Origin of the sequence: Streptomyces sp. NPDC017448 (assembly GCF_044330565.1) — a bacterium.
In the GTDB taxonomy this organism is placed as follows: Bacteria; Actinomycetota; Actinomycetes; order Streptomycetales; family Streptomycetaceae; genus Streptomyces.
The window spans coordinates 243,198-265,276 of sequence record NZ_JBIRLM010000002.1 but is presented as its reverse complement, the minus strand read 5'-3'; the positions used below and the strand labels follow the sequence as shown (position 1 = coordinate 265,276).

Below are 22,079 nucleotides of genomic sequence, written 5' to 3'. Positions count from 1 at the left end.
AATACGGTCATATTGTTTGACGGCGCTCCGAGGGTGAACCCGATGGGCGACGGCTACCTCAGCACCACGGCCCCGTCACCGCGAACGTCGTTCCCGGCGTGTAGCAGTTCACGTACATCGTCGAACCGTCCGGCGAGAACGCGACCCCCGCGAACTCGCCCCACTCCGGCTCCTCCGGCGTCCCGATGTTCTGCCGCCCGCGCGCCATCGTGTACACCTCGCCGCGCCGGGTCACCCCGAGCACGTACTGGGCGCCGCCGCCGTCCTCGCAGACCATCAGCCCGCCGTCCGATGCCAGGCAGATGTTGTCGGGGGACTCCCCGGGCAGCTGGATATCGGAGTCCGGGCCGAAGAGCACGACCAGGGTGAGCCGACGCTTCTTCGGCTCGTAGCGCCACACCTGCCCGTAGTGGTCGGCGGCCGAGCCCTCGTCGCTGCGGGCGAAGCTGGAGACGAAGTAGACCGAGGAGCCGCCCCAGTAGCAGCCCTCCAGCTTCTGGGCGTGCGTGATGCCCTTCGGACCGAAGTCCTGGAAGCGGATCGCCGTCTCCCTGGCCAGCGGATCCGGCACGGGAACCCACTCGATCCGGTCGAAGCTCGTGCCGGTCTCCTGGACGGCGGAGAGGTCGGGCACGCCCGGCACCCGCATCGCCTCCAGCTCCCCGCCCGCTCGCAGCGAACCGGTGCCGCCGAGCGGCTTCTCGGGCAGGAAGCGGTAGAACAGCCCGAACGGCCTGTCGAACGCGTCCTCCGTCTCGTACACGATCCCGGACTTCGGGTCCACGGCGACCGCCTCGTGCTGGAAGCGGCCCATCGCGGTCAGGGGGACGGCTCCGGTGCGGCGCGGATCGGCGCCGTCCACCTCGAAGATGAAGCCGTGGTCCTTGGTGTACCCGTTGGTCCCGGCCCTGTCCTCGTTCTCCTCGCAGGTCAGCCAGGTGTGCCACGGGGTGGGTCCGCCCGCGCAGTTGACCGCCGTGCCGGCGATGGCCACGCGCTCGCCCAGCACCTTGTTGCGGCCGTCCAGCTCCAGCGCCGTACAGCCGCCCTTGGCCGCCGGGTCGTAGGTCAGCCCCTCGACGGTCGGTACGCCGATCTTGGCGGTGTGCCGGTTCTCGTGGTTGCGGACGAGGTGGACCCGCCCGTTGCGGCCCCGGAGCGCAGTCATGCCGTCGTGGTTGCCCGGCACCGGGCCTTCGCCGGAGCGCAGCGGTTCGCCCTGCCGGGAAAGCACCCGGTAGCGGAATCCTTTCGGCAGATCGAGCAGACCGTCCGGGTCGGGGACGAGGGGGCCGTAGCCGCCGTGGCCACGCGCGGCGGCCGTGCCCGCGAAGAGTTCGGAGAAGGCCCCCGTGAAGGCGATCGCGGCGGCCGCGCCGCTGCCGGCCAGGACCTGTCGTCGCGTTGCGGTGGAGCGAGGTGCGGTTGACATGAGGTGACTCCCTGTTGGCGGACAGGTGAAGTGACCCGCACGTGTGTAGCACGCACAGAGGCGCGGGGGAACCATGCGCGCCCCCGCGCCTTGTGGTGCTGCTGGGACGATCCCCGTGGAAAGGGCCGTCCGCGGACGGCCGGCCCCGGTGGGGAGGACCGTCCGCGAGGGGTCGGGCGCCGAGCCGCACAGGTCGTCCCGGCGGACCCGAGGGGTCGGGCGCCGAGCCGCACAGGCCGTCCCGGCGGACCCGAGGGGTCGGGCGGCCGGGACGGACAGGCCGTCCCGGCGGGCCCGGCCGGTCAGGCCAGCGACGCAGACAGGGTGATCGTCGTGCCCGAAAGGGCCTGGCTGACCGGGCAGTTCGCCTTGGCGTCCTCGGCCGCCTTCACGAAGGCGTCCTCGTCGAGACCGGGGACCGTGCCCTCGACCGTGAGGTGGATGCCGGTGATGCCGGTGCCGGGCTGGAAGGTCACCTCGGCCTTCGTCTCCAGCTTGGCGGGCGGGGTGCCGGCCCCGGCCAGCCCGTGCGAGAGCGCCATCGAGAAGCAGCTGGAGTGCGCGGCCGCGATCAGCTCCTCCGGGCTGGTCTTGCCGTTCGCCTGCTCCGAGCGGGCGGGCCAGGAGACGGGGTACTCGCCGATGCCGGAGGAGTCGAGGGAGACGACCCCCTCGCCCTCGATGAGGTTGCCTTCCCAGACCGTGTGCGCCTGACGCGTGGTAGCCATACTGCATCCCTTCGAACGGTGTGCGCGGTTGTACGGGCCAGGGCGAAGTGCGCCCGTGGTGCGCCGCTCCCCGTCGCGTTACGCCCCCGAACCTACTGCGCCACCAGCCCCTTCGCGTCACGCGCCAGCGCCGTCAGCCGGGAGATCGCCCGGAAGTACTTCTTCCGGTACCCGCCGTTCAGCATCTCGTCGCTGAACAGCCGGTCGAACGGCAGCCCCGACGCCAGGACCGGGACCTCCCGGTCGTACAGCCGGTCGGCCAGCACCACCAGGCGCAGCGCGGTCGACTGGTCGGGCACCGCCGTCACCCCGGTCAGGCACACCGCGCCCAGCTCGTCGGTGAGCGCCCCGTACCGGCTCGGGTGCACCTTGGCCAGATGCTCCAGCAGCCCGGGGAAGTCGTCCAGCGACGCGCCCGGCGTGGCGTACGCGGCCCGGGTCACCTGCTCGTCGGTGTACGGCGGCGGAGCCTCGGGCAGCCCCCGGTGCCGGTAGTCCTCGCCGTCGATGCGCAGCGGGCGGAAGTGCGCCGACAGGCCCTGGATCTCGCGCAGGAAGTCGGCGGCGGCGAACCGGCCCTCCCCGAGCTTGCCCGGCAGCGTGTTCGAGGTCGCGGCCAGCGCCACCCCGGCCTCCACGAGCCGGCTGAGCAGCGAGGAGACCAGCACGGTGTCGCCCGGGTCGTCCAGTTCGAACTCGTCGATGCACAGGAGCCGGTGGCCGCTGAGCGTCCGGACGGTCTGCTGGAAGCCCAGCGCGCCCACCAGGTTGGTCAGCTCCACGAACGTGCCGAACGCCTTCAGCGACGGCTCGGCCGGCGTGGCGTGCCACAGGGAGGCCAGCAGGTGGGTCTTGCCGACGCCGTAGCCGCCGTCGAGGTAGACCCCGCGCGGCCCGGTCGGGGCGGCCGGCTTCCTGCTCCCGAACCACTTGCGGCGGCCGGAGCCCGTCGCGTGCGCCCCGCCGAGCCCGGCGGCGAACCCCTCCAGGACCGTGACCGCCTCGCTCTGGCTGGGCTGGTTCGGATCGGGCACGTAGGTGTCGAAACGCACCGCGTCGAAGCGCGGCGGCGGCACCATCTCGGCGACCAGGCGGTCGGCGGGGACGTGCGGCTCGCGGGCGCACAGGGACAGCGGGGCCGTTTCGGAGAGGGGGCTCTGCCCCGGAAACGCGGTGGATGACGACACAACTCTCCACCCTAAGGCCCGTGCCAGACTGCACCCCATGCGAAGCCTGTTCCCTGTGACGGACCTGACAACGAGCAGCTCGGGAGGTGAGGACCCGGCCGGGCCGCCCGCCGACCGCGAGTGGAGCCTCGACGAGCTGGCGGGGGTGTACGCCTACCCCGCCCACCCGCACGGTGGAGCGCCCGGAGGAACCGGAACGCCCGGCGCCCCCTGGCTGCGCGCCAACATGGTCTCCACCCTCGACGGGGCCGCCCAGCACGACGGCCGCTCGCAGCCCATCTCCTGCGCCGCCGACATGCGGATCTTCGGGACCCTGCGGGCCCTGGCCGACGTGGTGATCGCCGGGGCCGAGACCGTACGGCAGGAGGGGTACCGCCCCGCCCGCGCCCGCGAGGCGTTCGCGGCCCGGCGGGCCGCCGCCGGGCAGGGGCCCGCGCCCGCCGTGGCGGTGGTGAGCGGCTCCCTGGACCTGGACTTCTCGCTGCCGCTGTTCACCGAGCCGCTGGTCCCCACCCTCGTCCTGACCGGCGCCGGAGCGCCGGCCGACCGGATGGAGGCGGCCCGGAGGGCGGGCGCGGAGGTGGTGATCGCGGGCGACGGCGCCGGGGTGGACCCGGCCCGTGCCGTGCGCGAACTGGCGGACCGGGGGCTGCGCCGGCAGCTCACCGAGGGCGGCCCCCGGCTGCTCGGCCAGTTCGTGGCGGCCGGGGTGCTGGACGAACTGTGCCTCACGATCTCCCCGATGCTCACAGCGGGTGACGCTCAGCGCATTGCCGGAGGGCCCGGGGTCGCCGTGCCGGAACGTTTTTTCCTGGCATCGCTGCTGGAAGAGGCCGGTTTCCTCTTCTCTCGGTACCGTCGGACTGACAGTTAGCGGAATTTGCCGTTCCGCTTAGCCCCGGATGGGCACACTTACCCCTGCAGTCCCCGTGGCACCACGGGGAAGGATGGTTTCAGCAAACGACCGTCCACGGCCGAGAGCGCCGGGGACGAGACGAAGAGCCGGAAGGGCGCCTGTCGTGTTCACAAGCGTTTTGATGATCGAGAAGCCGCTCACTCCCGAGGACGTGGACTTCGTCACCACGCTCCACGGTGAGGAGCGGATCTCGTTCGTCGTTCTGTTGCAGCCGCGCGGCGACCAGGCCGATGTTCTGCTGCGCGCGATCGACGACGTGGCGATGGGGGAGCTGAAGGAAGCGGTGCGCGAGGGGGAGGAGCCGGAGGGCGGCGAGGCCCGCGAGCCCGCCGAGATCGGACTGGAGTACTCCCTGCGCGCCCTGCGCCAGGCAGGCGCCGAAGCGGTCGGACAGGTGATCGAGGACCACCCCCTCGACAAGCTGAAGACCGTCGTCGAGGAGGCGGGCGCCGACGAGGTGATCGTCCTGACCGCCCCGCACTACGTGGAGGAGTTCTTCCACCGCGACTGGGCCTCCCGCGCCCGCCACAAGGTCGGCGTCCCGGTGCTCAAGCTCTTCGCGCACAGCGAATAGGCTGAGGGCCGCGCGGGGTCCGGAGGGCAACCCGGAACCGCGTAGGACTCTCACCAGGAACACCTCGGAGGCAACGATGGCACCCGGCATTCCCGCCGCCATGGAACGACCCCACTTCATCGGCATCGGCGGCGCCGGAATGTCGGGCATCGCCAAGATCCTCGCCCAGCGCGGCGCGAAGGTGGCGGGCAGCGACTCCAAGGAGTCCGCCACCGCCGAGTCCCTGCGGGCGCTGGGGGCGACCGTCCACATCGGGCACGCGGCGGACCACCTGGCCGACGACGCGTCCTGCGTGGTCGTCTCCAGCGCCATCCGCGCCGACAACCCGGAGCTGCTGCGGGCGGGCGAGCTGGGCGTTCCGGTCGTCCACCGCTCCGACGCGCTGGCCTCCCTGATGAACGGGGTGCGCGCCATCGCGGTGGCCGGCACCCACGGCAAGACGACCACCACCTCGATGCTGGCCGTCGCCCTCTCCTCGCTGGGCCTGGCCCCCTCGTACGCCATCGGCGGCGACCTGGAGGGCCCCGGCACCAACGCCACGCACGGCGAAGGGGACATCTTCGTCGCGGAGGCGGACGAGAGCGACCGCAGCTTCCAGAAGTACGACCCCGAGGTCGCGATCGTCCTCAACGTCGAGCTGGACCACCACGCGAACTACGCCTCGATGGACGAGATCTACGACTCCTTCGAGACCTTCGTCGGCAAGGTCGTCCCCGGCGGCACCCTGGTGATCTCCGCCGACCAGCCCGGCGCGGTCGAGCTGACCCGCCGGGTCCGCGACCTCTCCGACCTCAAGGTGGTCACCTACGGCTCCGCCGAGGACGCCGACGTACGGGTCCACAAGGTCACCCCGCGCGGCCTGACCAGCGAGGCCACGGTCCTGCTCAGGGGTAAGTTCCTCACCTTCACCGTCTCCGTCCCCGGCAGCCACTACGCCCACAACGCGGTCGCCGCGCTCGCCGCCGGGGTCGCCCTCGGCATCCCGGCGCACAACCTGGCCTCCGCGCTCGGCAGCTACACCGGGGTCAAGCGCCGCCTCCAGCTCAAGGGCGAGGCGGGGGGTGTGCAGGTCGTCGACTCGTACGCGCACCACCCGACCGAGATGACCGCCGACCTGGAGGCCATGCGCGGCGCGGCGTCCGACGCCCGCATCCTGGTCGTCTTCCAGCCGCACCTGTTCTCCCGCACCCAGGAGCTGGGCACCGAGATGGGCCAGGCGCTCGCCCTGGCCGACGCCTCCGTGGTCCTGGACATCTACCCGGCCCGCGAGGACCCGATCCCCGGCATCACCAGCGCCCTGATCATCGACGCGGCGAAGGCGGCCGGGGCCGAGGTCACCGCCGTCCACGACCAGGCGGAGGTCCCCGCCGCGATCGCGGGAATGGCCAAGCCCGGCGATCTCGTTCTCACCATGGGAGCGGGCGACGTCACCGACCTCGGCCCGCGCATCCTGGACCACCTGTCGAGCTGAGGAGCGAGCCGTGCCGTACGACGTCGAGAAGCCGGACGAGCAGTGGCGGGAAGAGCTGACCCCCGCCGAGTACGCGGTGCTGCGCCAGGCCGGCACCGAGCCCGCTTTCCGCGGGGAGTACACCGACACCAAGACGGCGGGCGTCTACTCCTGCCGGGCCTGCGGGGCGGAGCTGTTCCGCTCCGACACCAAGTTCGAGTCGCACTGCGGCTGGCCGTCCTTCTACGACCCGAAGGACACCGACGCGGTCGAGCTGATCGAGGACCGCAGCCACGGCATGGTCCGCACGGAGGTGCGCTGCGCTCGCTGCGGCTCCCACCTGGGCCACGTCTTCCAGGGCGAGGGGTACCCGACCCCGACGGACCAGCGCTACTGCATCAACTCGATCTCGCTGAACCTGACGCCTGACGCGGGCTGAGCGGACCGGCCGGGGCGACCGGGGCGGGGCGGTCGGACGGACCGCGCCGCCCCGGCCGACGTACAGGCGGCTCGATCTGCCGTAATACGCGTCTTACGCTCAAGGTGTAGCGAAGACCCGGGTCAGTATCAGCCTCGACCAGCAGCAGGCGGAGAGAATCAGGCAGCACGCGGAGCGGGCCGGAATGGACCTCTCCGCGTATCTGGTGCACGCGGCGACGCGCCAGATGGCGGAAAGCGATGCCATAGAGGAGCAGTTCGCGGAGGTCGACGCCGCCATCACGCGGGCGGAGGCGGAAGCCGGTGCTCGGACCCGTTCTGGCCCAGGTCTGGCGCCCCGTTTGTCGCCGGTCCATGCGCTGGCCGGCGTGTTGAAGGAGTGCACGGTTCCGCAGGCCCGTTCGTCCGAGCCGCCGATGCGGGAGACGAAGGCGGGCCATCCGGCGTGGCTGGCCTGTGCGACCGGCCCGGACCTCACCGACTGGCGACGTGTCGGGACGGCGCTCGGGCAGGCGGTGCTGCCGGTGAAGAAGAGGCCGGACGCCGTGGACGCCCGGGTCGCCGCCCGGCACGGCAGGGCGGTGATCTCCACCAGTGATCCGGAAGACCTGCTGGCGTATCCGGCGGTTCTGCGACCCCAGGACGTGCACGTCGTACCCGTGTGAGTGGGGCCCGGGTGCCCGTCGGGTGCCCCCGCCCCGTCTCAGCCCGCGTCCGTCTCCGAGCGCAGCAGCGGGTGGATCACGCCCGGGAAGACTGTCGCCTGCACGACCTCCTCGCCCGAGCCGCCCTGGACGACCGTCTCCGCGATGCCCCAGGGGCGCCCGGCGAGGTGGACGGTCAGGGTGTACGAGGAGGAGCAACCGGTGCACTCGTAGCGGTCGGCCCAGGTCTCGACGTCGGTGGTGGAGCCGGGGTAGCGCTTCACGTGCCGGTGGCGGGCGTGGCAGTGGTCGCAGGTCTCGCCCGGCTCGCACGTCCCGCCGCAGGGGCAGGGCACGTCGAAGGAGTCGGCGGGCGTCCAGCGCTGCACCAGGACGGCGTCGCGGGTGGCGGCGGTGTCCTTCATGGCCTTGAGGTTGCGGGCGGCGACGTTGTACGACTCGCCGGTGGCGGCCATCCGGTCGCGGATGACGTCCTTGCGTCCGCGGTTGGTCGTCATGGTGGTGGGCTCCTCCTGGGTCACGCAGCCCGTCGGGAGGCTCACGAGTCGTACCGGTACCCCCCTTACGGTACCGGTCCGGCCCGCACGTGCCCGACCGCGAGGGCGAGGGACGGCACGCGCCCGGGCCCCGGGCGCCGCCACCGGCCGGACGGTTCGGCCGGGGCCCCGCCCCTCCCCGTATTCCGGCCGGTCACGGTAGGTTCGGAACCGTCCCGTCACCCTGCGGCCCGGCCGGCCGGAGGGCGGGGCGGACCGACCGCAGACCGACCCATGAGGGAGCTTCCGTGGCCACCGTGCACCGCACCACCCTGTCGCCCGGCAAACTGGAGTTGATCACCGGCTGGCTGCCGCAGCAGAAGTGGTACGCGGGCGGGTCGGGAACACCCGATCTGACCAACGCCGGCGGGTTCCGGCTGGACGACCCCGAGGGCGAGGTCGGCATCGAGTTCATGGTCGTGGTGGACAGCGCGGCGAAGGAGCCGGTGGCGTACCTGGTGCCGCTGAGCTATCGCGGGGCGGCGCTGGAGGACGTGCCCGAAGAGGCGCTGCTCGGCACCTCGGAGCACGGGGTGCTCGGCACCCGCTGGATCTACGACGGAACCCACGACCCGGTGGTGCAGGCCCAGTTGGGCGCACTGCTGCGCGGCCAGGCGGAACCGCAGCACCAGAGCGAGAGCGACATCCCCGACCCGTCCGTCACGGTACGGGGGACCGGCCCCGACGACGGGTTCGACGTCCGGATCAACCGGGTCCTGACGCCGGGGGAGGCCGAGGCGGCGGCCGAGACCGAGCAGCCCCCGGCGGCACACCTGGTCGCCGGGTGGACCTGGCCGGACGGAACGGCCGCGCGAGGCGTCTTCGCGGCCGTGGCGCCGTAGGGGAACTGTCTGTCGGCCCGCTCGCCTGCCCGGCTGTCGCTCAGCCCCGGCCCTGGACCGCGTACCCGAGGAAGCTGGTCCAGGAGGCCGGGGCGAGGGCGAGCTGGGGGCTCTCGTCGAGCTTGGAGTCGCGGACGTGGACGGTCGAGGGGCAGGCGGCGACCTCGACGCAGGAGTCGCCTTCGGCGCTGCTGTAGCTCGACTTGTGCCACTCCATGGCTACCTCCACGCAGGAGTCGCCGGAGCCGCCGCTGTAGCTGCTCTTGAACCAGGCCAGGGGTGTGGTGCTCATGTCGCTCCTCGCATCCGCTGCATCAGGCTCCTGGAGTCCTCCGCTGTACGAGCCTGTGAACGCATACTGGCACACCGCATCTGGAACGCGCTGATCACTTTGGGGTCGGTGACGAGCTGCCCGTGCTCCTGTCCCTCCAGGTAACCCAGCCACTGGTGCTTCGGGGTCTCCAGCAACTGCATGGGTCCGTCGAGCCCGGAGTGGTGAGGGCGCACCACCTCCATGATCTGGATGGTGACATTACGCAGCTCGGACAGGTTGAGGATGTGGTCGAGCAATTCCTTGGTGACCTCGTCGCCTCCCAAGTTCCGCAGGAACAGGTGCTCTTCGAGGATGAAGCTGAACGCGGTGTTCGGCCGGTTCCGCAGGAGTTGCTGGCGCTCCTGCCGTGCCGCCAGCTGAACCTCGATCTGCTCGTCGGTGAGCGGCGGCAACTGGTCGGTGAACAGCGTCCGCGCGTACGCGGGCGTCTGCAACAGCCCCGGGATCAACCGGCACTCGTACGTGTACAGGCTCAGCGCCGACAGCTCCAGATCCGCCCATAGCCGGAACCAGCTCGCCAGCCCCTTCTGCCGCGTCAGATGCTTGGCCGCGGCCTCGATCACGCCGAACGCGTCGAGCACCGCTTCGGCGCGCTCCGCGAAGTCCGGGGGCGGGAAGCGGCGACCCTGCTCGATGGAGGCGATGGTCTCCACCGAGTACCGCACGAGCGGCGCGAACTGCTCCTGTGTCAGCCGGGCCCGCTTGCGGAAGGTCTTGACCACCTCCCCGAACATCTTCAGGCTGTACTGCGGTTCGGGCTCGGAGCCGCCGCGTCCGCGTGCGCCGCCGCCTCCCGAGGGGCCCTGTGCGATGGTGCCGATGCCTTCGGTGCCGTGCGTCATGGACGGCCACCTCCCCGTGTCCTGGTGCCGGTGAACAACCCGCCCATGCTTACGGACCGTGATCCGTACCGTCTACCCTTCGCACCCGTACGCTGACGCAGCGTACGAGTTGCTGACCTGGTGAGGAGAGGTCGAAAGCCCGGAATCTGGGGGCATGGAAGCACCCGTGAAGACCCAGTACCCCGTAACCGTACGTGTGTTCAACCACCAATACCCGGCGAATCCGCAGGGGGCCCGGCTTGCTCGCCGCGTCGGCCTGCACAAGCTGCACACCTGGGGCATCGCGTACCTCGGTGACGCTTCGGAGTCGGCGGCCCTGATCATCGGGGAGCTGGCGGCCAACGCGGTGACCCACGGCCGCGTCCCTGACCGCAACTTCGAACTGCGACTGTCGTACATGCCCGGAGACCCGGAAACCCCCGGCCTTCTGCGGATCGAGGTCTCCGATGCCCGGGGCGAACGCCGGCCGCCGGGCCCCGGCGAGATCATCGCACCGGAGGACGGCGCCGACAGCGGGCGCGGGCTGCTGATCGTGGAGGCCCTGGCGGACCGCTGGGAGGTCCTGGACCGCGACCCCGGCAAGACGGTCCGTGCCGAGCTGGACCTGCCGCGCTGAAGGGTGCGGCGTCGCCTCGCGTTCGTACGGGCCGGCGTGAACAGGAGTGGAGCCGGGGCCCGGGGCCGCGACGGCCGTACGCCTCCCGCAAGGACCGGGCTCACCGTTCAGGGGGTGATGGCATGTTCGGTGAACTGGCCGCAGGATCGGAACCCCAGGCGGCGGTAGACGGGCTCGCCGTCGGCCGACGCCTGCAGGACCGCGATGCGGTGGTCTCCCTCTCGGGCCGTGCGGAGGGCCGCGAGCGTGATGGCGCCGCCGTAGCCGCGCCGGCGGTGGGCGGCCAGGGTGGAGATGTTGTAGATGCCGGCGACTCCCGCATGGTGGAACACCTCGGCGGAGCAGACCGGGCGGCCCTCCACGTACCCCACCAGGTACCGGGCCGGGCAGGCCGCGGCCAGTGCCCGCGAAGCGGACTGGGCGAAGAAGCGTCGGACGGTTTCGGCGGGCGGGTTCCAGTTCGCGGCGAGGACCGTGGCGTAGTCGGCGAGCTGTCCGGGTGTGGTCACGCTCCGGATGTCCAGTCCCGGATTGGCGGGAGGCGGCAGGGTGTCGTCCAGTTCGGCCCACATCGCCGTCTCACGTTCGGAGACCGGCAGACCGGCCCCTGCAAGGCGGGTGGTGAGGTCCGCCGGTGTCGAGGCGGGCCCCACCCACCAGGAGAAACTGCGGCCGGTGCGGGCCAGCGCCCCGACGGTCTCGGTGATCCGGACCGTGGCGTCGTCGGTGGTGAAGCGTGCGCCGGCGACGATGTTGAACGTGTCGTCATCCAGGCCGCTGTCCGCGATCAGGAGGTCATGGACCTCTGTGACGGTCGTACCGGCCCTACCGCGGTGCAGATGACAGGCGTGTTCCGCCAGGTTCCGTTCCATCCTGTCCAGCACATCGGCTTGGTCGAGAAAGTAATCGTTCATAGCGATTGATCCCAGCATGACCGGACGAAGATCGCAGGCCATTTCCGGCAGTGCTACGCCGACGACCAGCACTCTCGATCCACGCCCTGGCGCCGTGCCGTTCAAGGGCGGCTGACGCGACGAACGGGGGCGCCGCGACGGCGTAGGGGCGCGCTGGTCGCGGCTGTGGGGAGCCGCCGGTCGAGGCCGAATTCCTGCCGCCCCCCACTCCGGGGGCGGGGGATGACGTGGTGTCACGGGACGGTACCGGACCGAACGGATCGGCGACCCGGCCGACGACCACGAGCCGGCCGTCACCCGGCTGACCCGGTCGGCGCGGGCCCGATCACGAAGCACTCGGCACACCGCCCCGCGCTTCCACCCGTCAGCCGAGGTTCGCGGGACGAGCCGGGCGGGTGGGCGGCCGGCCGGGCGGGTGGCCGCCCGTGTGTTGTCACAAGCCGAGGTAGAAGCGCACGGTCGTGCCGTCGTCGCCGGTGTGCAGCCGCACGAGGTCGGCCACGTAGTGGACCAGCATCAGGCCCCGGCCGCCCAGTTGGCCGGGCTCCGGCGGGCGGCGGCCGGCCAGCGGATCGGTCAGCCGGCCCGCATCGCGGACCTCGCACACCAGCTGCTCCTGCTCGGCCCAGACGGCGAGTGTCCCGCGGCCTCCGCCGTGGATCACGCTGTTGGTCGTCAGTTCCGCGACCGCCAGCTCCACATCCATCAGCCGGTCCCCGGTCAGGCCCAGCCGCGTCGACTGAGCGAGAGCGAACTGGCGGACCGCCGGAAGGTCCTCACTGCTGTAGGAGAAGGCTGCGGCGTCCGGTGCAGGCGTCAGCGCCTGGTTGTACCGGTCGACGACCGCCTGCCAGTCGTAGGCGTCGCTGACCGACTCACGGCCCTCCCCGCTGATGAGGGTCGGATGGGTGACCCGCGCATCGGCGATCACCTGCGGGTCCAGCCGTACCTCGTCGTAGGGGCACAGGATCGTCACCGCCCGGCCCTCGAACGCGGCGTTGATCAGCGCCTCGTGCTGCGCGCACGCCGGGTACTCCACCGCGCTGCGCCCGGCCCAGATCGGCTCGCCGATGATCCGCACCCGCTCCTTCGAGTGGGCGTCGGCGAATCCGCGCAGCACCTTGGGGATGATCCGCCCCGGGTTGCGTCCGGCCTCGGTCATGTCCAGGAACAGGATGTCCTCGGCGTCCCCGCCCAGACCTGTCTTGATCAGTTCCAGGTTGGGGCCGGGAACCGCCACGGCCATCGGCTCGCCCCTGGTCAGACCCTCGCGCAGGAAGGCCACCGTCTGCTGCGTGTACTCCTGCTCGGTTCGGTAGAACAGGGCAGGGTGCGCGAACGCCTCATGGGTGGTCGCCGTGCTCGTCACAGAGCCACCTCAATCCGGTCCAGGCCCGGCCAGAACATCTCCAAAACCCGCGGCAGCTGCGGCGGGGGATTCTCGACCACGATCCTACCGTCGGGCAGGTTCACGGCGGTGACCGCCAGCGCGGTCACCCCGGCCATGTCGACGAAGGCCACATCCGCCAGCTCCACGTACGACACACCCGCGTGCCGCCGGGCCAGCTCGGACAGGGCCTGCTCCCAGGACGGGCGAGTGAGGGCGCTGATCTCACCACGGGCACGTATCCCGGCACGACCGGACAACGGGCTCACCTCCAACGCGGCCCTCCCGGGCACCGTCCGGGGCCCACCCACCGCATGTGGGGCATCCACGCTCGGACTCCTTCACATCAAGCCGCCTGCCGCCGTCCCGGCGCGGGCGGAGGAAAAGTCCCACCCGACGGGGCAGTGTATCCAGGCGGCAGGACGCCGGGTCCTGTGAGGGGGAGCCGGCAACGTTCGACGGCGGTCGGGGAAAGCGCTCGGGGACCGCGGATCCCGAACATGCCACAGCTGGACGTGACGCTGGTGGAACCCGAGCCGGTGGTGGAAGTCAGCCTCGACGTCGCCCGTGACGCCTCCGGCCGGTGGCGGCACCCCGCGCGCCGTGCAGGCCCCCTTGCGGAGGGGACTGTTCGGTGCGGCGAGTTCAGCGCAGCCCGGTCACGGAGCGGGCGCCGGGTCAGTGGGGCTCGGTGGCGATCTTCGCAAGGGCGTCCTGGAGGCGGCGGACGGCATCCTCCGCCTCCACATATTCCTCAGGGGTCGGAAGGACGGTGCCGAAGGTTCCGCCACCGTCAGCCGGCAGGGCGCGCCAGCGCAGGACCGGTTCGAGCGCGTGGAGGACGCCGGAGAGGAACCAGGCCATGCGGCCGTGAGTACGTGCGAGGGCGATGGCCAGGACGGCGAGCGTTTCCCGCAGGTGTGCGAGCCGGTCGACCTGTGGCAGCGCCTCCTGGGCGTCCGCCGGACGGATCGCGTCGCGCAGGCCGGTCGCGGCCTCAAGGGCGAGTGCACGGTCGTCCGGCTCAAGCTTCCACACCTGGTCCTGGATCAGCTGCTCGGCTTCCTCGACCAGCAGCGCGACGATCCTTCGCGTGTCCATCGGGCCACTGTACGGAACGGGCCCCGCCGCTCGACACCGCCGGTAGCCCTCCCGCGATCGAGAGCACCGCCGGCCGGCTCCCCGAGGGCCGCGTCCGCGTCTCGCGCCGGGACGGCGTCCGAAGCTCCTTCCCCTTCCGCTCCAGGGGGAGGGGCGGTGGCTCTCCGGATGAGGTGTTCGGGGCGGTCGAACTCCACCGACACGGCTGCCGTGAGGCCCGCGTTGAGCCGGTCGGCCCAGGGAGCGCTGCCCCCGTCGCCGGCGACCCGCGCACAGGAGCTTCGCGTGCTTGCCCGTCCCGCGTCGGCCGATCCGTCCCGCCTTGCCCCGCGCCCCCTGCCCCGCGCCCCCTGCCCCGCGGCTCCGGGTCCGGCGGCGAGAGGTCAGGGCCCCGGGCCTCGACGCCTCGGGTCCAACGGGTCACATGTCCTGGGCCGGCGGAACGGGCTGGAGGGCGATGGCCACGACATCGTCGGTGAGAGCGGCCGACCACCGGGCGAGGTCGCGCTGGAGGAAGTCGATGAGGTCGTCGGGGGAGCACGGCTGAGGGCTGCTGTCGCAGTGAGCCTGGAGACGGGTGCGGAGAGGGTAGAAGGCCCCGGCGCGGTCGCGTGCTTCGGTGACACCGTCGGAGTAGGCGATCAGAGTGTCGCCGGGCCTCATCGCGTGGGTGGTCGTGCGCGGCTGTTCGACGAGGAGGTCTCCCATGCCCAGCGGGAGGCTGTGTTCGGTCTCCACGACGGTCGCCTCACCGGAGCCGACGAGAAGCAGGGGTTGATGGCCCCGGTCCACAACCCGTACTTCGTGGGAGTGCGGGGGGAATTCGAGCAGAACGGCGGTGACGAACAGCTCATCCTCTGGAGCCACCGCGTCTTCGGCGCCCTTCGGCGAGGCGGGAACTGAAGGATCGTCGCCGATGGTCGAATACAGGTCGGAATTCTCGCGGTCGAGTTTCAGCGCCGTGTCGATGCGTTCGGCGAGTTGAGGAAGAGTCGGTTGGAGCAGGGCCGCTTCCCGGAAAGTCGAAAGGACCGTGGTCAGGGCGTGGGTGGTATCGATGCCCTTGCCTCTGACGTCCCCGACGATCACGCGAATACCGAAAGGGGTCCGGCGGACGCTGTAGAGGTCTCCACCGATGAGTGCCTCGTCGTCGGCGGCCCGGTAGAAGCCGGCCATTCTCACGGGGCCGACTTGGGCGGGAAGCGGACGCAAGAGGGCCAGTTGTACTACTTCGGCGACTGTCTGGACGCGACGGAAACGCTTCTCTATCCGGAAGCGAAGCGCGCACAGCGCAACGGAGAGCGCCGTGATGACAGCCAGCACGATCAACGTGGTGACGGTCAGGGGGCCTACGTTGTCCTTGAATGCTTCGGTGAGTGCCAACACGAGGCACCCGACCGCGCCGGTGCAGGCGACGCCGAGCGGAGTGTAGGCCAATACGGCCAGCACGACCGACGCCGTGAGCAGCGTTCCGAAGAAGTAATACGGCGGTGTCACCTGATCGAGGAGCATGGATACGGCGATCAGTGCAGGGGGAAGCCAGCGGATCCACCGAGGGGGCCACGGGTTTTCATTCTCCCGACGCCGGCGCTCCTGAGCGGACCGTCCAATGCCCACAGGCGCCACATCCCTTTCCGTTCGCTTTGCCGGCTCACGACTCATAGGGAAAACATCATGCACGGACAAGCACGTTGTAGACGGCATCGACCCGCCTTCGTCGGCTAAGGACTGTCCCTGCGTTCACGGCCGGAATCGTCGCCGCGGACCTCTCACGGGACCGAGCCGCGTGATCGCTGTTTCCCCCGGGCCGTCCTCGGACAGAAGGGCGGCGCTGAAAAGCCTCGGTGAATCCTGCCGCGACCGGCGCCGCCCCGCCTGCGCACCGTGGGTGCGATTGTTCCGGAGCCGGGTTCGGGGCCCGGCCCCAGGGCACCGCCCCCGCCCGCTCAGCCCCGCCGCACCCGGCCCGCGATCCGGCGGCCCAGGCGGCCCAGGGCAGTCGAGCGGTTCCAGTCCCGGAAGGCGTTCGCCCGGCCGCTGCTGCCCGTGCGGCCCACCGTCGCCTCGACCTCCGCGACCTTCTCGGCCGACAGGGTGCGGACGGCCGGGCGCAGGACCTCGTCGAGCAGGGCGGCGGCCACCGGGGGCCAGGCCGTGCCCGCGTGCGGGTGGGCCGTCCAGACGGTGAAGCAGTCCGCGGCGTAGGCGGGCTGCGTGCGGAGCCGGGACCGTACGGGCTCCGATCGGGCCGCCCGGTCGTACGCGGCGATCAGCTCGGCGTCGTCGCCGTGGACGAAGGCGTACAGCTCGGCCCCCGGGCGGTCCGGGGCCAGCAGCCGTTCCACCAGGGCCGCGTGGGCCCGCTCCCGGAGCGCCGGTTCGACCGGTTCCGCCTGGGCGCACAGGGTGCGGACGGTCTCCGCCCAGCCCGGTTCCGGCGCGCCGGTACGGAGGTCGCGCACCAGGACCAGCAGCCGGAGGCCCGCGCGTTCCCGGCCGCCGATCTCCTCGGGGAAGCCGCACAGGAGGTCGTGGGCGAGGGCCGCCGCCTCGTCGGCGCTCGCGGCGGGCGAACCGGCGGTGGACGCGTCGAGCGCCGCGTCCACCAGACGGGCCCACGTACCGGCCGCTCGGTGCGCGTCCGAGGTGGCCGCGTCCAGCAGCAGGCGGGCCTCCTCCACCGTGGGGGCCCGGTCCTCCCAGACCAGGCCGACCCCCGTGCGCAGGACCAGCGGCTCGGCGAACGGGGAGAGGCCGGCCGCCCGCAGCACCCGGTGCCACACCGCAGCCCGGTCACCGCCCAGCGTCGCCATCGCCCCCGGGACCTCGGCGCACATCCGCAGATGCGGCAGCGCCTGCGTCCCTGTGAACGGCACCGCCACCCGCTCCAGGAACCGGGCCATCGCCCCGGGGTCACGCGGGGCGAGCCGGTCCAACGCGCCGAGCAACGCCGTCCGCACCTCGAACTGTTCGTCCAGCAGCTCCAGCAGCGCCGGGGCGAAGCCCGGCGGGCCTTCCGCCTCCTGCCCGTCCCCTGCCTCCGCCCCGCCCCCGTCCCGTACCCCTGACTCCGACAGCAGCGCGGACGCCAGCCGGTCCACGACCCCCGCCGGCAGCTCCGTACTGTCCACGTCCAACAGCCGTGCCACGCGAAGGAGTTGAACGATCCGCGCCACCGGGAGCGACCCCGCCGCGCCCCCGCCCAGCTCGGACAGGACCTCCGGGCCCAGCCGCTCCGCGACCGCCGCCCCCTCCGGCCCCGTGAACGCGTCCCGGCCCGGCAGCTCCAGCGACCCGTTCCCGCCCCGTACCGCCTCCGTCACCAGCATCGCCGCCAGCGGAGCGGTCAGCGAAGCGGGGCAGCGGCCCTCCAGCGCGCCGAACAGCCGCCCGGCCGCGTCGAATTCGACATCCGTGCGGTCGTCGATGGAGGGAGCGGTGAGGGCCTCCACCAACCGGCCGGTACGCTTCGCGTCCAGCGCGTACGGGCGGTCGGCGGCCCAATCGGCCGCGGCCGCACGCCCGTCCGGCCCGAGCGCGATCCCCGCGCACAGCGCCGTCACCGCCAACGGGCCCGCCGCGAACGGCTCTCCGGGCAGCTCACGGGCCTCCCGGAACAGTTCCGGCGACCGGCTCCGCCAGACCCGCGCCGCCGTCGCCGCCCACACATCGCCCGTACCGCCGTCCGCCGGGGCCTGTCCCGTGCACACGTGGACCCGCAGGCCCGCGCCCCGTGCCGCCTCCGCGTCCTCCGGCAGTACGCCCGCCACCCGCACCGCCGCGCTTCCCGGCCTCCGGGTGTACGTGGTGAACGTCAGCCGCTCCGCGCTCTCCCTCGGCAGGGTCACGGCCGCGAGGCCCAGCCACCGGGCCACGTCCGCGCACTGCCGCTCCACCAGCACCACCGGCCCACCGCCGGCCGCCTCCACCCCGCTCGCCCGGCGCAGGTCCGCCAGCACGGCCGCGAGCCAGGGGCCGCGCGACACCGCGAAGTCGTCCAGGCCCTCGGAGACCGCCGCCGGGCCCGGCGGAAGCGCCAACGGGTCCGGCGCCGGGCCGCCGGGCGCCGTCGTCACCCAGTGCGGCGACCGCCACGCCTCCACCGGCAGCCGGTCGCCCGGCAGCGGCACCCCCGGAGGCAGGTGGACCGCGTGCGCGTGGAACCCCGCCCCCGGCCCGCCGCCCGCCTCCCGCACCGGGGCCGAACGTGCCACCAGCCGGCTGCCGTCCGAGAGGGCGGCGTAGGTGAAAGCCTGGGGGAGCGCACGGAGTTCGCCGTCCGACGGGCGGTCGGCCGTCCCGTCGGGAAACTCGTAGCGCACCAAGGGCTCGATCTCGGCCAGCAGGGCCCCGGACACCCCGGGACCGACCGCCGTGAACCGGCCCGCCGCCCCCTCGCGCCCCGGCGCGGCGGAGGTGTAGTGCACCTGTGCAAGGCTCATCTGCCGGCCCTCTTCGTCCTGCCGCGTCCGATCCCCGTGCCCGCCCCGTACGGCTGGGTCCGGGGGGAAGTCCGCAGCCGCGGGGGCGACGTTATCAAGCACGGGAAGATGTTCCGTACGCTGCGTCAGGTGCTGGCCCGAGCTGCCGGGTCAGGTCGCGGGCAGGGGGGCCGGGGCTCTCCCCGGGCGTGAGCGACCGCCACGGCGCCGGGGGCGGGAGGCCCGTCGCGTCCTCCGGCACGGGGCCGCCCCGGGCGGGCTCCGAGGGCCGCGTCGTCGCCGGCCTCCGTAACGGGACGACCGTCCATGTCCCTATGAGGCAACAGTCCCCGGACACCGCCACCGCGGCGGCGCGGCGAACTTATGATCGACGCGGCGTCCAGAAGGAACGGGGAAACACGGTGAACCGTCACGTGTCGTCAAGAGGCGGGCGGCTCGCGCTGCCCCTGGCCCTGGTGGCGGTGCTGCTCGCCGGTTGCTCCGGCGCGGCGGACGAGCCGGGGAACGCCGAGAAGCGCCACGCCCCGACGCGTGCCGGTGCACGGGCGAGCGGCAGCCCGGTTCCCGATTCCGGCGGGGGCGCCGGGTCCGGACCGTCCACCGGGTCCGGACCGTCCGCCGAGTCCCCGCAGACCCTCGACCCCGACCCCGCCCGGCTCCCCACGACGCGGGCGGCGGCGCTCGACCTCATCGCCCGCGTCATCGCCGTCCCCGACAGCTTCGGCTCCGGAGTGGTGAAGCGGGACCCGTACGAGAGCGGACCGGCGACCTGGCCCGTCCTCGGCGAGGACTGCGTCTGGCGGCAGCGGAAGCCCGACCACGGCGTCCTGGCCACCCTGAGCCGGTCGTTCGAACTGCCCGCCACGGCGGGGAAGGGGCCGGTGCGGCTCGGCGCGACCGTCACCGTCCACCGCACCCGCGAGGGCGCGGCCTGGGAGGTGGCGGAGTCGGTCGAGGAGTCGATGCGCTGCCCCACGCAGCAGTTGCGCGACGGCGAGCTGATCGGCGGTCTGGTCGCGGGCGCCCTCTTCGGCGGCGAGGCCGACCAGAGAAGCTCCGAGGACTTCCTCAGCGAGTCGGGGCAGTACCGGAGCTCCGAGCTCGGCGGACCGCACTACTACGCCTGGCAGCAGGCGCAGACCCTCCAGTTCACCGTCTCCACCACCGGCAAGGGGGCGAAGGGGCGCACCGAGCGGGAGATCGACGACCTGGTCGTCCAGGCGCAGGCCGCCATGCTGGTGCGGCTGCGGTCCGCCGTCGAGAAGCAGAGCTGAGGCCGGGCGATGGACGAGCTGCGACCCACCGACCCCGCCCGGATCGGCGGCCACCGGCTCCTCGGCCGCCTCGGAGCGGGCGGCATGGGAGTCGTCTACCTCGGGCGCACCGACGCCGGAGCGCTCGCCGCGATCAAGGTGATCCTGCCCGAACACGCCGGGGACGAGGGGTTCCGGGCCCGCTTCCGCCGCGAGGCCGAAGCCGCCGGACGGGTCGACAGCCCCTGGGCCGTCTCCGTCACCGGCGCGGACACCGAGGCCGAACGTCCTTGGCTCGCAACGGAGTTCGTTCCGGGCCCGACGCTGTACGAGGTCGTCGCCCGGCGGGGACCGCTGCCCGTGCGCAGCGTGCGGGTCCTCGGACGGCTGCTCGCCCGCGCGTTGGCCGCCGTGCACGCGGCCGGGCTCGTGCACCGGGACGTGAAACCGGGCAACGTCCTGCTGGCGACCGGCGGCCCCCGGCTGATCGACTTCGGAATCGCCCGCGCCGCCGACGCCACCGCCCTCACCGCCACCGGCCTGATCGTCGGCACGCCGGGCTTCCTCCCGCCCGAGGAGGCGTCGGGCGATCACGGGCGGGGGTCCGGGACCTCCTCGTCGGCGCCGGAGGGCTCCGACGCGTCCGCCGGGGCCGCCGAGGCCCCGTCCAGGGCCGCCGACCCCGCCCCCCAGGCCGCCGGGACCGCGTCCGGTCCCCCCGACGCGCCGTCCGGCGCCGCCGGGGACGTCTTCTCGCTCGGCTGCCTCCTGGCGTACGCGGCCACCGGCCGGCCGCCCTTCGGCGGCGGCGCGGTCGACGCCGTCCTCTACCGCACCGTGCACGACGCACCCGACCTGGACGGCATCCACGACGCCCCCCTGCGCGCGCTGCTGGAGCGGTGCCTCGCCAAGGACCCGGGCGACCGTCCGACCGCCGCCGGACTCGACACCCTGATCCCCGAGGACGCCCCCGCCGGGGCCGCGGCGGGCTGGCTGCCCGAGGACGTCGTCCGGATCATCGCGGACCGGTCCGCCGCCCTGCTGGCCCTGCCCGGCATCGACGCCACCGTCGCCGCCCCCGCCGCCCCCGGTGGACCCGGTGGACCCGGCGGACCCGGCGGACCCGGCACCCCGAGTCCCGCCGTCTCCCGCAGGAAGGCGCTCCTGCTCGCGGGCGGCGGCGCCCTCGCCCTCGGGGCCGGGGCCCTCGCAGCCGTACGCCTCACCCGCGACGAACCCTCCACCGGCGCTGACGGAGCCCCCGGAGGAAGCCGCTGGATCATCGGGGTGCACGCCGACCTCACCGGACCCCGCAGCGCCGCCGGACGCGCCCAGGAACGCGGCGTCCGGCTCGCCGTCGACCGCTTCAACGCCCTCGGCGACCAGCCCTTCCGGCTCGCCGTGAAAGTCCTCGACGACCAGGGGGCCTCCGCCCGCTCCGCACGGGTGGCCGAGGAGTTCGCCCGCGATCCGGAGGTCATCGCCGTCATCGGCCCCACCGGTGACGAGGCCGCCGGGGCGGCCCTGCCCGCGTACGACGAGGCCGGGCTGCCGGCCCTGACGGTCTCCGCCCTCCAGATCTCCTTCCCGAAGCGGGCCAACGCCTCGTTCTTCCAGGCCGCCCCCTCCTACGCCGCGCTCGCCGTCCCCGTCGTCCACCGCCTGCTGCTCCGCCCCGACGTCGAGCGGCTGGGCATCCTGGTCGACCGGGCCGGCGGGCAGGCGGCGTACCAGGCGGGGTACGCGACCAACCTGCTGACCCCCCAGCTCACCACCGGCACCACCCACCCCCGCGTGGTGCCCGCCGGGACCACCGTCTTCGACCCGGTCCTCACCGACATCCTGTCCCACCGGAGCGACGCCCTCTTCTACGCCGGTGACGCGACCGGCGCCGCCCGGGTCGCCCGCATCCTCGCCGACCTCTCCTTCGACGGACCGCGCATGGCCCAGCACACCGTCATGGGCCCCGAGTTCCTGGAACAGGCGGGAGCGGCGGCCGAGGGCTGGGAGTTCGTCGCCCCGTTCACCGAGGCGGCCGCCCCGGACGCCGCGACGTTCGCCGCCGCCCACCGCAAACGCTTCGACGCCGCGCCCGCCGCCTGGTCGGCCGAGGCGTACGACGCGGCGGGGCTCGTCGCCCGCGAACTGGCCGCCGTGGCGGAGGCCGCCGCGAAGAGCACGGCCGGTCCGGCGAAGGGAACGGCGTCCCCGGCGACGGCGGGCGCCACGCCCTCCGGCGACGGCCGGCCCACCCGCTCCGCGCTCTCCGCCGCGATCGCCGCAGCCCGGTACGAAGGGGTGGCGCGCACCTACGCCTTCGACAAGGAGCGCCAGCAACTCGTCGGTCAGGACGCCCACTTGTACCGGGTGAAGAACGGCCGCATCCGCTACGCCGGCCCCGCCCCGAAACCGAAGAGCTGAC

The 22,079-nt window shown here is 72.9% G+C and carries 21 protein-coding genes; 9 read left to right on the top strand and 12 right to left on the bottom strand.

Annotated features, from left to right (window positions below):
- Nucleotides 1-58: 58 nt before the first annotated feature.
- The 3 genes from ACH4K1_RS05900 to zapE all read right to left on the bottom strand — a co-directional run bounded on the left by ACH4K1_RS05900 (nucleotide 59) and on the right by zapE (nucleotide 3,347).
- Nucleotides 59-1,432: an alkaline phosphatase PhoX gene (locus tag ACH4K1_RS05900; RefSeq protein WP_398087041.1), complete on the bottom strand. Its 1,374-nt coding sequence runs from the start codon at nucleotides 1,430-1,432 to the stop codon at nucleotides 59-61.
- A 302-nt stretch (nucleotides 1,433-1,734) separates the two neighbouring features.
- Nucleotides 1,735-2,160: an OsmC family protein gene (locus ACH4K1_RS05895; protein WP_398087039.1), complete on the bottom strand. Its 426-nt coding sequence runs from the start codon at nucleotides 2,158-2,160 to the stop codon at nucleotides 1,735-1,737.
- 92 nt (nucleotides 2,161-2,252) lie between these two features.
- On the bottom strand, nucleotides 2,253-3,347 hold the full coding sequence (gene zapE / locus ACH4K1_RS05890; RefSeq protein ID WP_398087038.1) for a cell division protein ZapE: 1,095 nt from the start codon (nucleotides 3,345-3,347) through the stop codon (nucleotides 2,253-2,255).
- A 37-nt stretch (nucleotides 3,348-3,384) separates the two neighbouring features.
- Here zapE and ACH4K1_RS05885 point away from each other — a divergent pair, with 37 nt between their 5' ends.
- The 5 genes from ACH4K1_RS05885 (at nucleotide 3,385) to ACH4K1_RS05865 (ending at nucleotide 7,390) form a co-directional block, all read left to right on the top strand.
- Complete coding sequence (locus ACH4K1_RS05885) at nucleotides 3,385-4,221, top strand: pyrimidine reductase family protein (protein WP_398087036.1); 837 nt, start codon at nucleotides 3,385-3,387, stop codon at nucleotides 4,219-4,221.
- 163 nt (nucleotides 4,222-4,384) lie between these two features.
- Nucleotides 4,385-4,837, top strand: a complete 453-nt coding sequence (locus ACH4K1_RS05880) for an indole-3-glycerol phosphate synthase (RefSeq protein ID WP_398087035.1) — start codon at nucleotides 4,385-4,387, stop codon at nucleotides 4,835-4,837.
- A gap of 76 nt (nucleotides 4,838-4,913) precedes the next feature.
- A complete protein-coding gene (murC, locus tag ACH4K1_RS05875; RefSeq protein WP_398087033.1) occupies nucleotides 4,914-6,308 on the top strand; it encodes a UDP-N-acetylmuramate--L-alanine ligase in 1,395 nt (464 codons plus the stop codon).
- Nucleotides 6,309-6,318: 10 nt separating this feature from the next.
- Nucleotides 6,319-6,726, top strand: coding sequence for a peptide-methionine (R)-S-oxide reductase MsrB (gene msrB, locus ACH4K1_RS05870; RefSeq protein ID WP_398087031.1), 408 nt, complete (start codon nucleotides 6,319-6,321; stop codon nucleotides 6,724-6,726).
- Between the two features lie 184 nt (nucleotides 6,727-6,910).
- A complete protein-coding gene (locus ACH4K1_RS05865; protein WP_398087029.1) occupies nucleotides 6,911-7,390 on the top strand; it encodes a hypothetical protein in 480 nt (159 codons plus the stop codon).
- A gap of 38 nt (nucleotides 7,391-7,428) precedes the next feature.
- Here ACH4K1_RS05865 and ACH4K1_RS05860 read toward each other — a convergent pair whose 3' ends face one another.
- A complete protein-coding gene (locus ACH4K1_RS05860) occupies nucleotides 7,429-7,887 on the bottom strand; it encodes a hypothetical protein (RefSeq protein WP_398087027.1) in 459 nt (152 codons plus the stop codon).
- Nucleotides 7,888-8,174: 287 nt separating this feature from the next.
- On the opposite strand from ACH4K1_RS05860, the gene ACH4K1_RS05855 reads away from it, so the two are divergent.
- The gene (locus ACH4K1_RS05855; RefSeq protein ID WP_398087025.1) at nucleotides 8,175-8,768 is read left to right on the top strand and encodes a 1,4-alpha-glucan branching protein; all 594 of its coding nucleotides are present in this window, start codon (nucleotides 8,175-8,177) and stop codon (nucleotides 8,766-8,768) included.
- 40 nt (nucleotides 8,769-8,808) lie between these two features.
- On the opposite strand, the gene ACH4K1_RS05850 is transcribed toward ACH4K1_RS05855, so the two are convergent.
- Nucleotides 8,809-9,060, bottom strand: coding sequence for a DUF397 domain-containing protein (locus ACH4K1_RS05850; protein WP_398087024.1), 252 nt, complete (start codon nucleotides 9,058-9,060; stop codon nucleotides 8,809-8,811).
- Complete coding sequence (locus tag ACH4K1_RS05845) at nucleotides 9,057-9,944, bottom strand: Scr1 family TA system antitoxin-like transcriptional regulator (RefSeq protein ID WP_398087022.1); 888 nt, start codon at nucleotides 9,942-9,944, stop codon at nucleotides 9,057-9,059. Before ACH4K1_RS05845 ends, ACH4K1_RS05850 begins: the two co-directional genes overlap by 4 nt.
- Nucleotides 9,945-10,098: 154 nt before the next feature.
- On the opposite strand from ACH4K1_RS05845, the gene ACH4K1_RS05840 reads away from it, so the two are divergent.
- On the top strand, nucleotides 10,099-10,560 hold the full coding sequence (locus ACH4K1_RS05840) for an ATP-binding protein (protein ID WP_398087020.1): 462 nt from the start codon (nucleotides 10,099-10,101) through the stop codon (nucleotides 10,558-10,560).
- A gap of 107 nt (nucleotides 10,561-10,667) precedes the next feature.
- Here the strand turns inward: ACH4K1_RS05840 and ACH4K1_RS05835 are convergent, their stop codons facing one another.
- From ACH4K1_RS05835 to ACH4K1_RS05810, 6 genes are all read right to left on the bottom strand, one after another.
- On the bottom strand, nucleotides 10,668-11,432 hold the full coding sequence (locus ACH4K1_RS05835; protein ID WP_398087445.1) for a GNAT family N-acetyltransferase: 765 nt from the start codon (nucleotides 11,430-11,432) through the stop codon (nucleotides 10,668-10,670).
- A 475-nt stretch (nucleotides 11,433-11,907) separates the two neighbouring features.
- Nucleotides 11,908-12,843: an anti-sigma factor RsbA family regulatory protein gene (locus tag ACH4K1_RS05830; RefSeq protein ID WP_398087019.1), complete on the bottom strand. Its 936-nt coding sequence runs from the start codon at nucleotides 12,841-12,843 to the stop codon at nucleotides 11,908-11,910.
- Nucleotides 12,840-13,130, bottom strand: a complete 291-nt coding sequence (locus ACH4K1_RS05825; RefSeq protein WP_398087443.1) for an STAS domain-containing protein — start codon at nucleotides 13,128-13,130, stop codon at nucleotides 12,840-12,842. The genes ACH4K1_RS05830 and ACH4K1_RS05825 overlap by 4 nt, the downstream gene beginning before the upstream one ends.
- A 409-nt stretch (nucleotides 13,131-13,539) precedes the next feature.
- A complete protein-coding gene (locus ACH4K1_RS05820; protein WP_398087017.1) occupies nucleotides 13,540-13,962 on the bottom strand; it encodes a hypothetical protein in 423 nt (140 codons plus the stop codon).
- Between the two features lie 420 nt (nucleotides 13,963-14,382).
- Nucleotides 14,383-15,474 (bottom strand): PP2C family protein-serine/threonine phosphatase, encoded by a 1,092-nt coding sequence (locus ACH4K1_RS05815; protein ID WP_398087015.1) that lies wholly within the window; start codon nucleotides 15,472-15,474, stop codon nucleotides 14,383-14,385.
- Nucleotides 15,475-15,908: 434 nt separating this feature from the next.
- Entirely contained in the window at nucleotides 15,909-18,404 is a 2,496-nt protein-coding gene (locus ACH4K1_RS05810; RefSeq protein ID WP_398087013.1) for a GTPase-associated protein 1-related protein, read from the bottom strand.
- 455 nt (nucleotides 18,405-18,859) lie between these two features.
- Here ACH4K1_RS05810 and ACH4K1_RS05805 point away from each other — a divergent pair, with 455 nt between their 5' ends.
- Both ACH4K1_RS05805 and ACH4K1_RS05800 read left to right on the top strand, forming a co-directional pair.
- Complete coding sequence (locus ACH4K1_RS05805; RefSeq protein ID WP_398087442.1) at nucleotides 18,860-19,678, top strand: hypothetical protein; 819 nt, start codon at nucleotides 18,860-18,862, stop codon at nucleotides 19,676-19,678.
- 9 nt (nucleotides 19,679-19,687) lie between these two features.
- Nucleotides 19,688-22,078, top strand: a complete 2,391-nt coding sequence (locus ACH4K1_RS05800; protein WP_398087011.1) for a bifunctional serine/threonine-protein kinase/ABC transporter substrate-binding protein — start codon at nucleotides 19,688-19,690, stop codon at nucleotides 22,076-22,078.
- The last annotated feature ends 1 nt before the right edge of the window (nucleotide 22,079 follow it).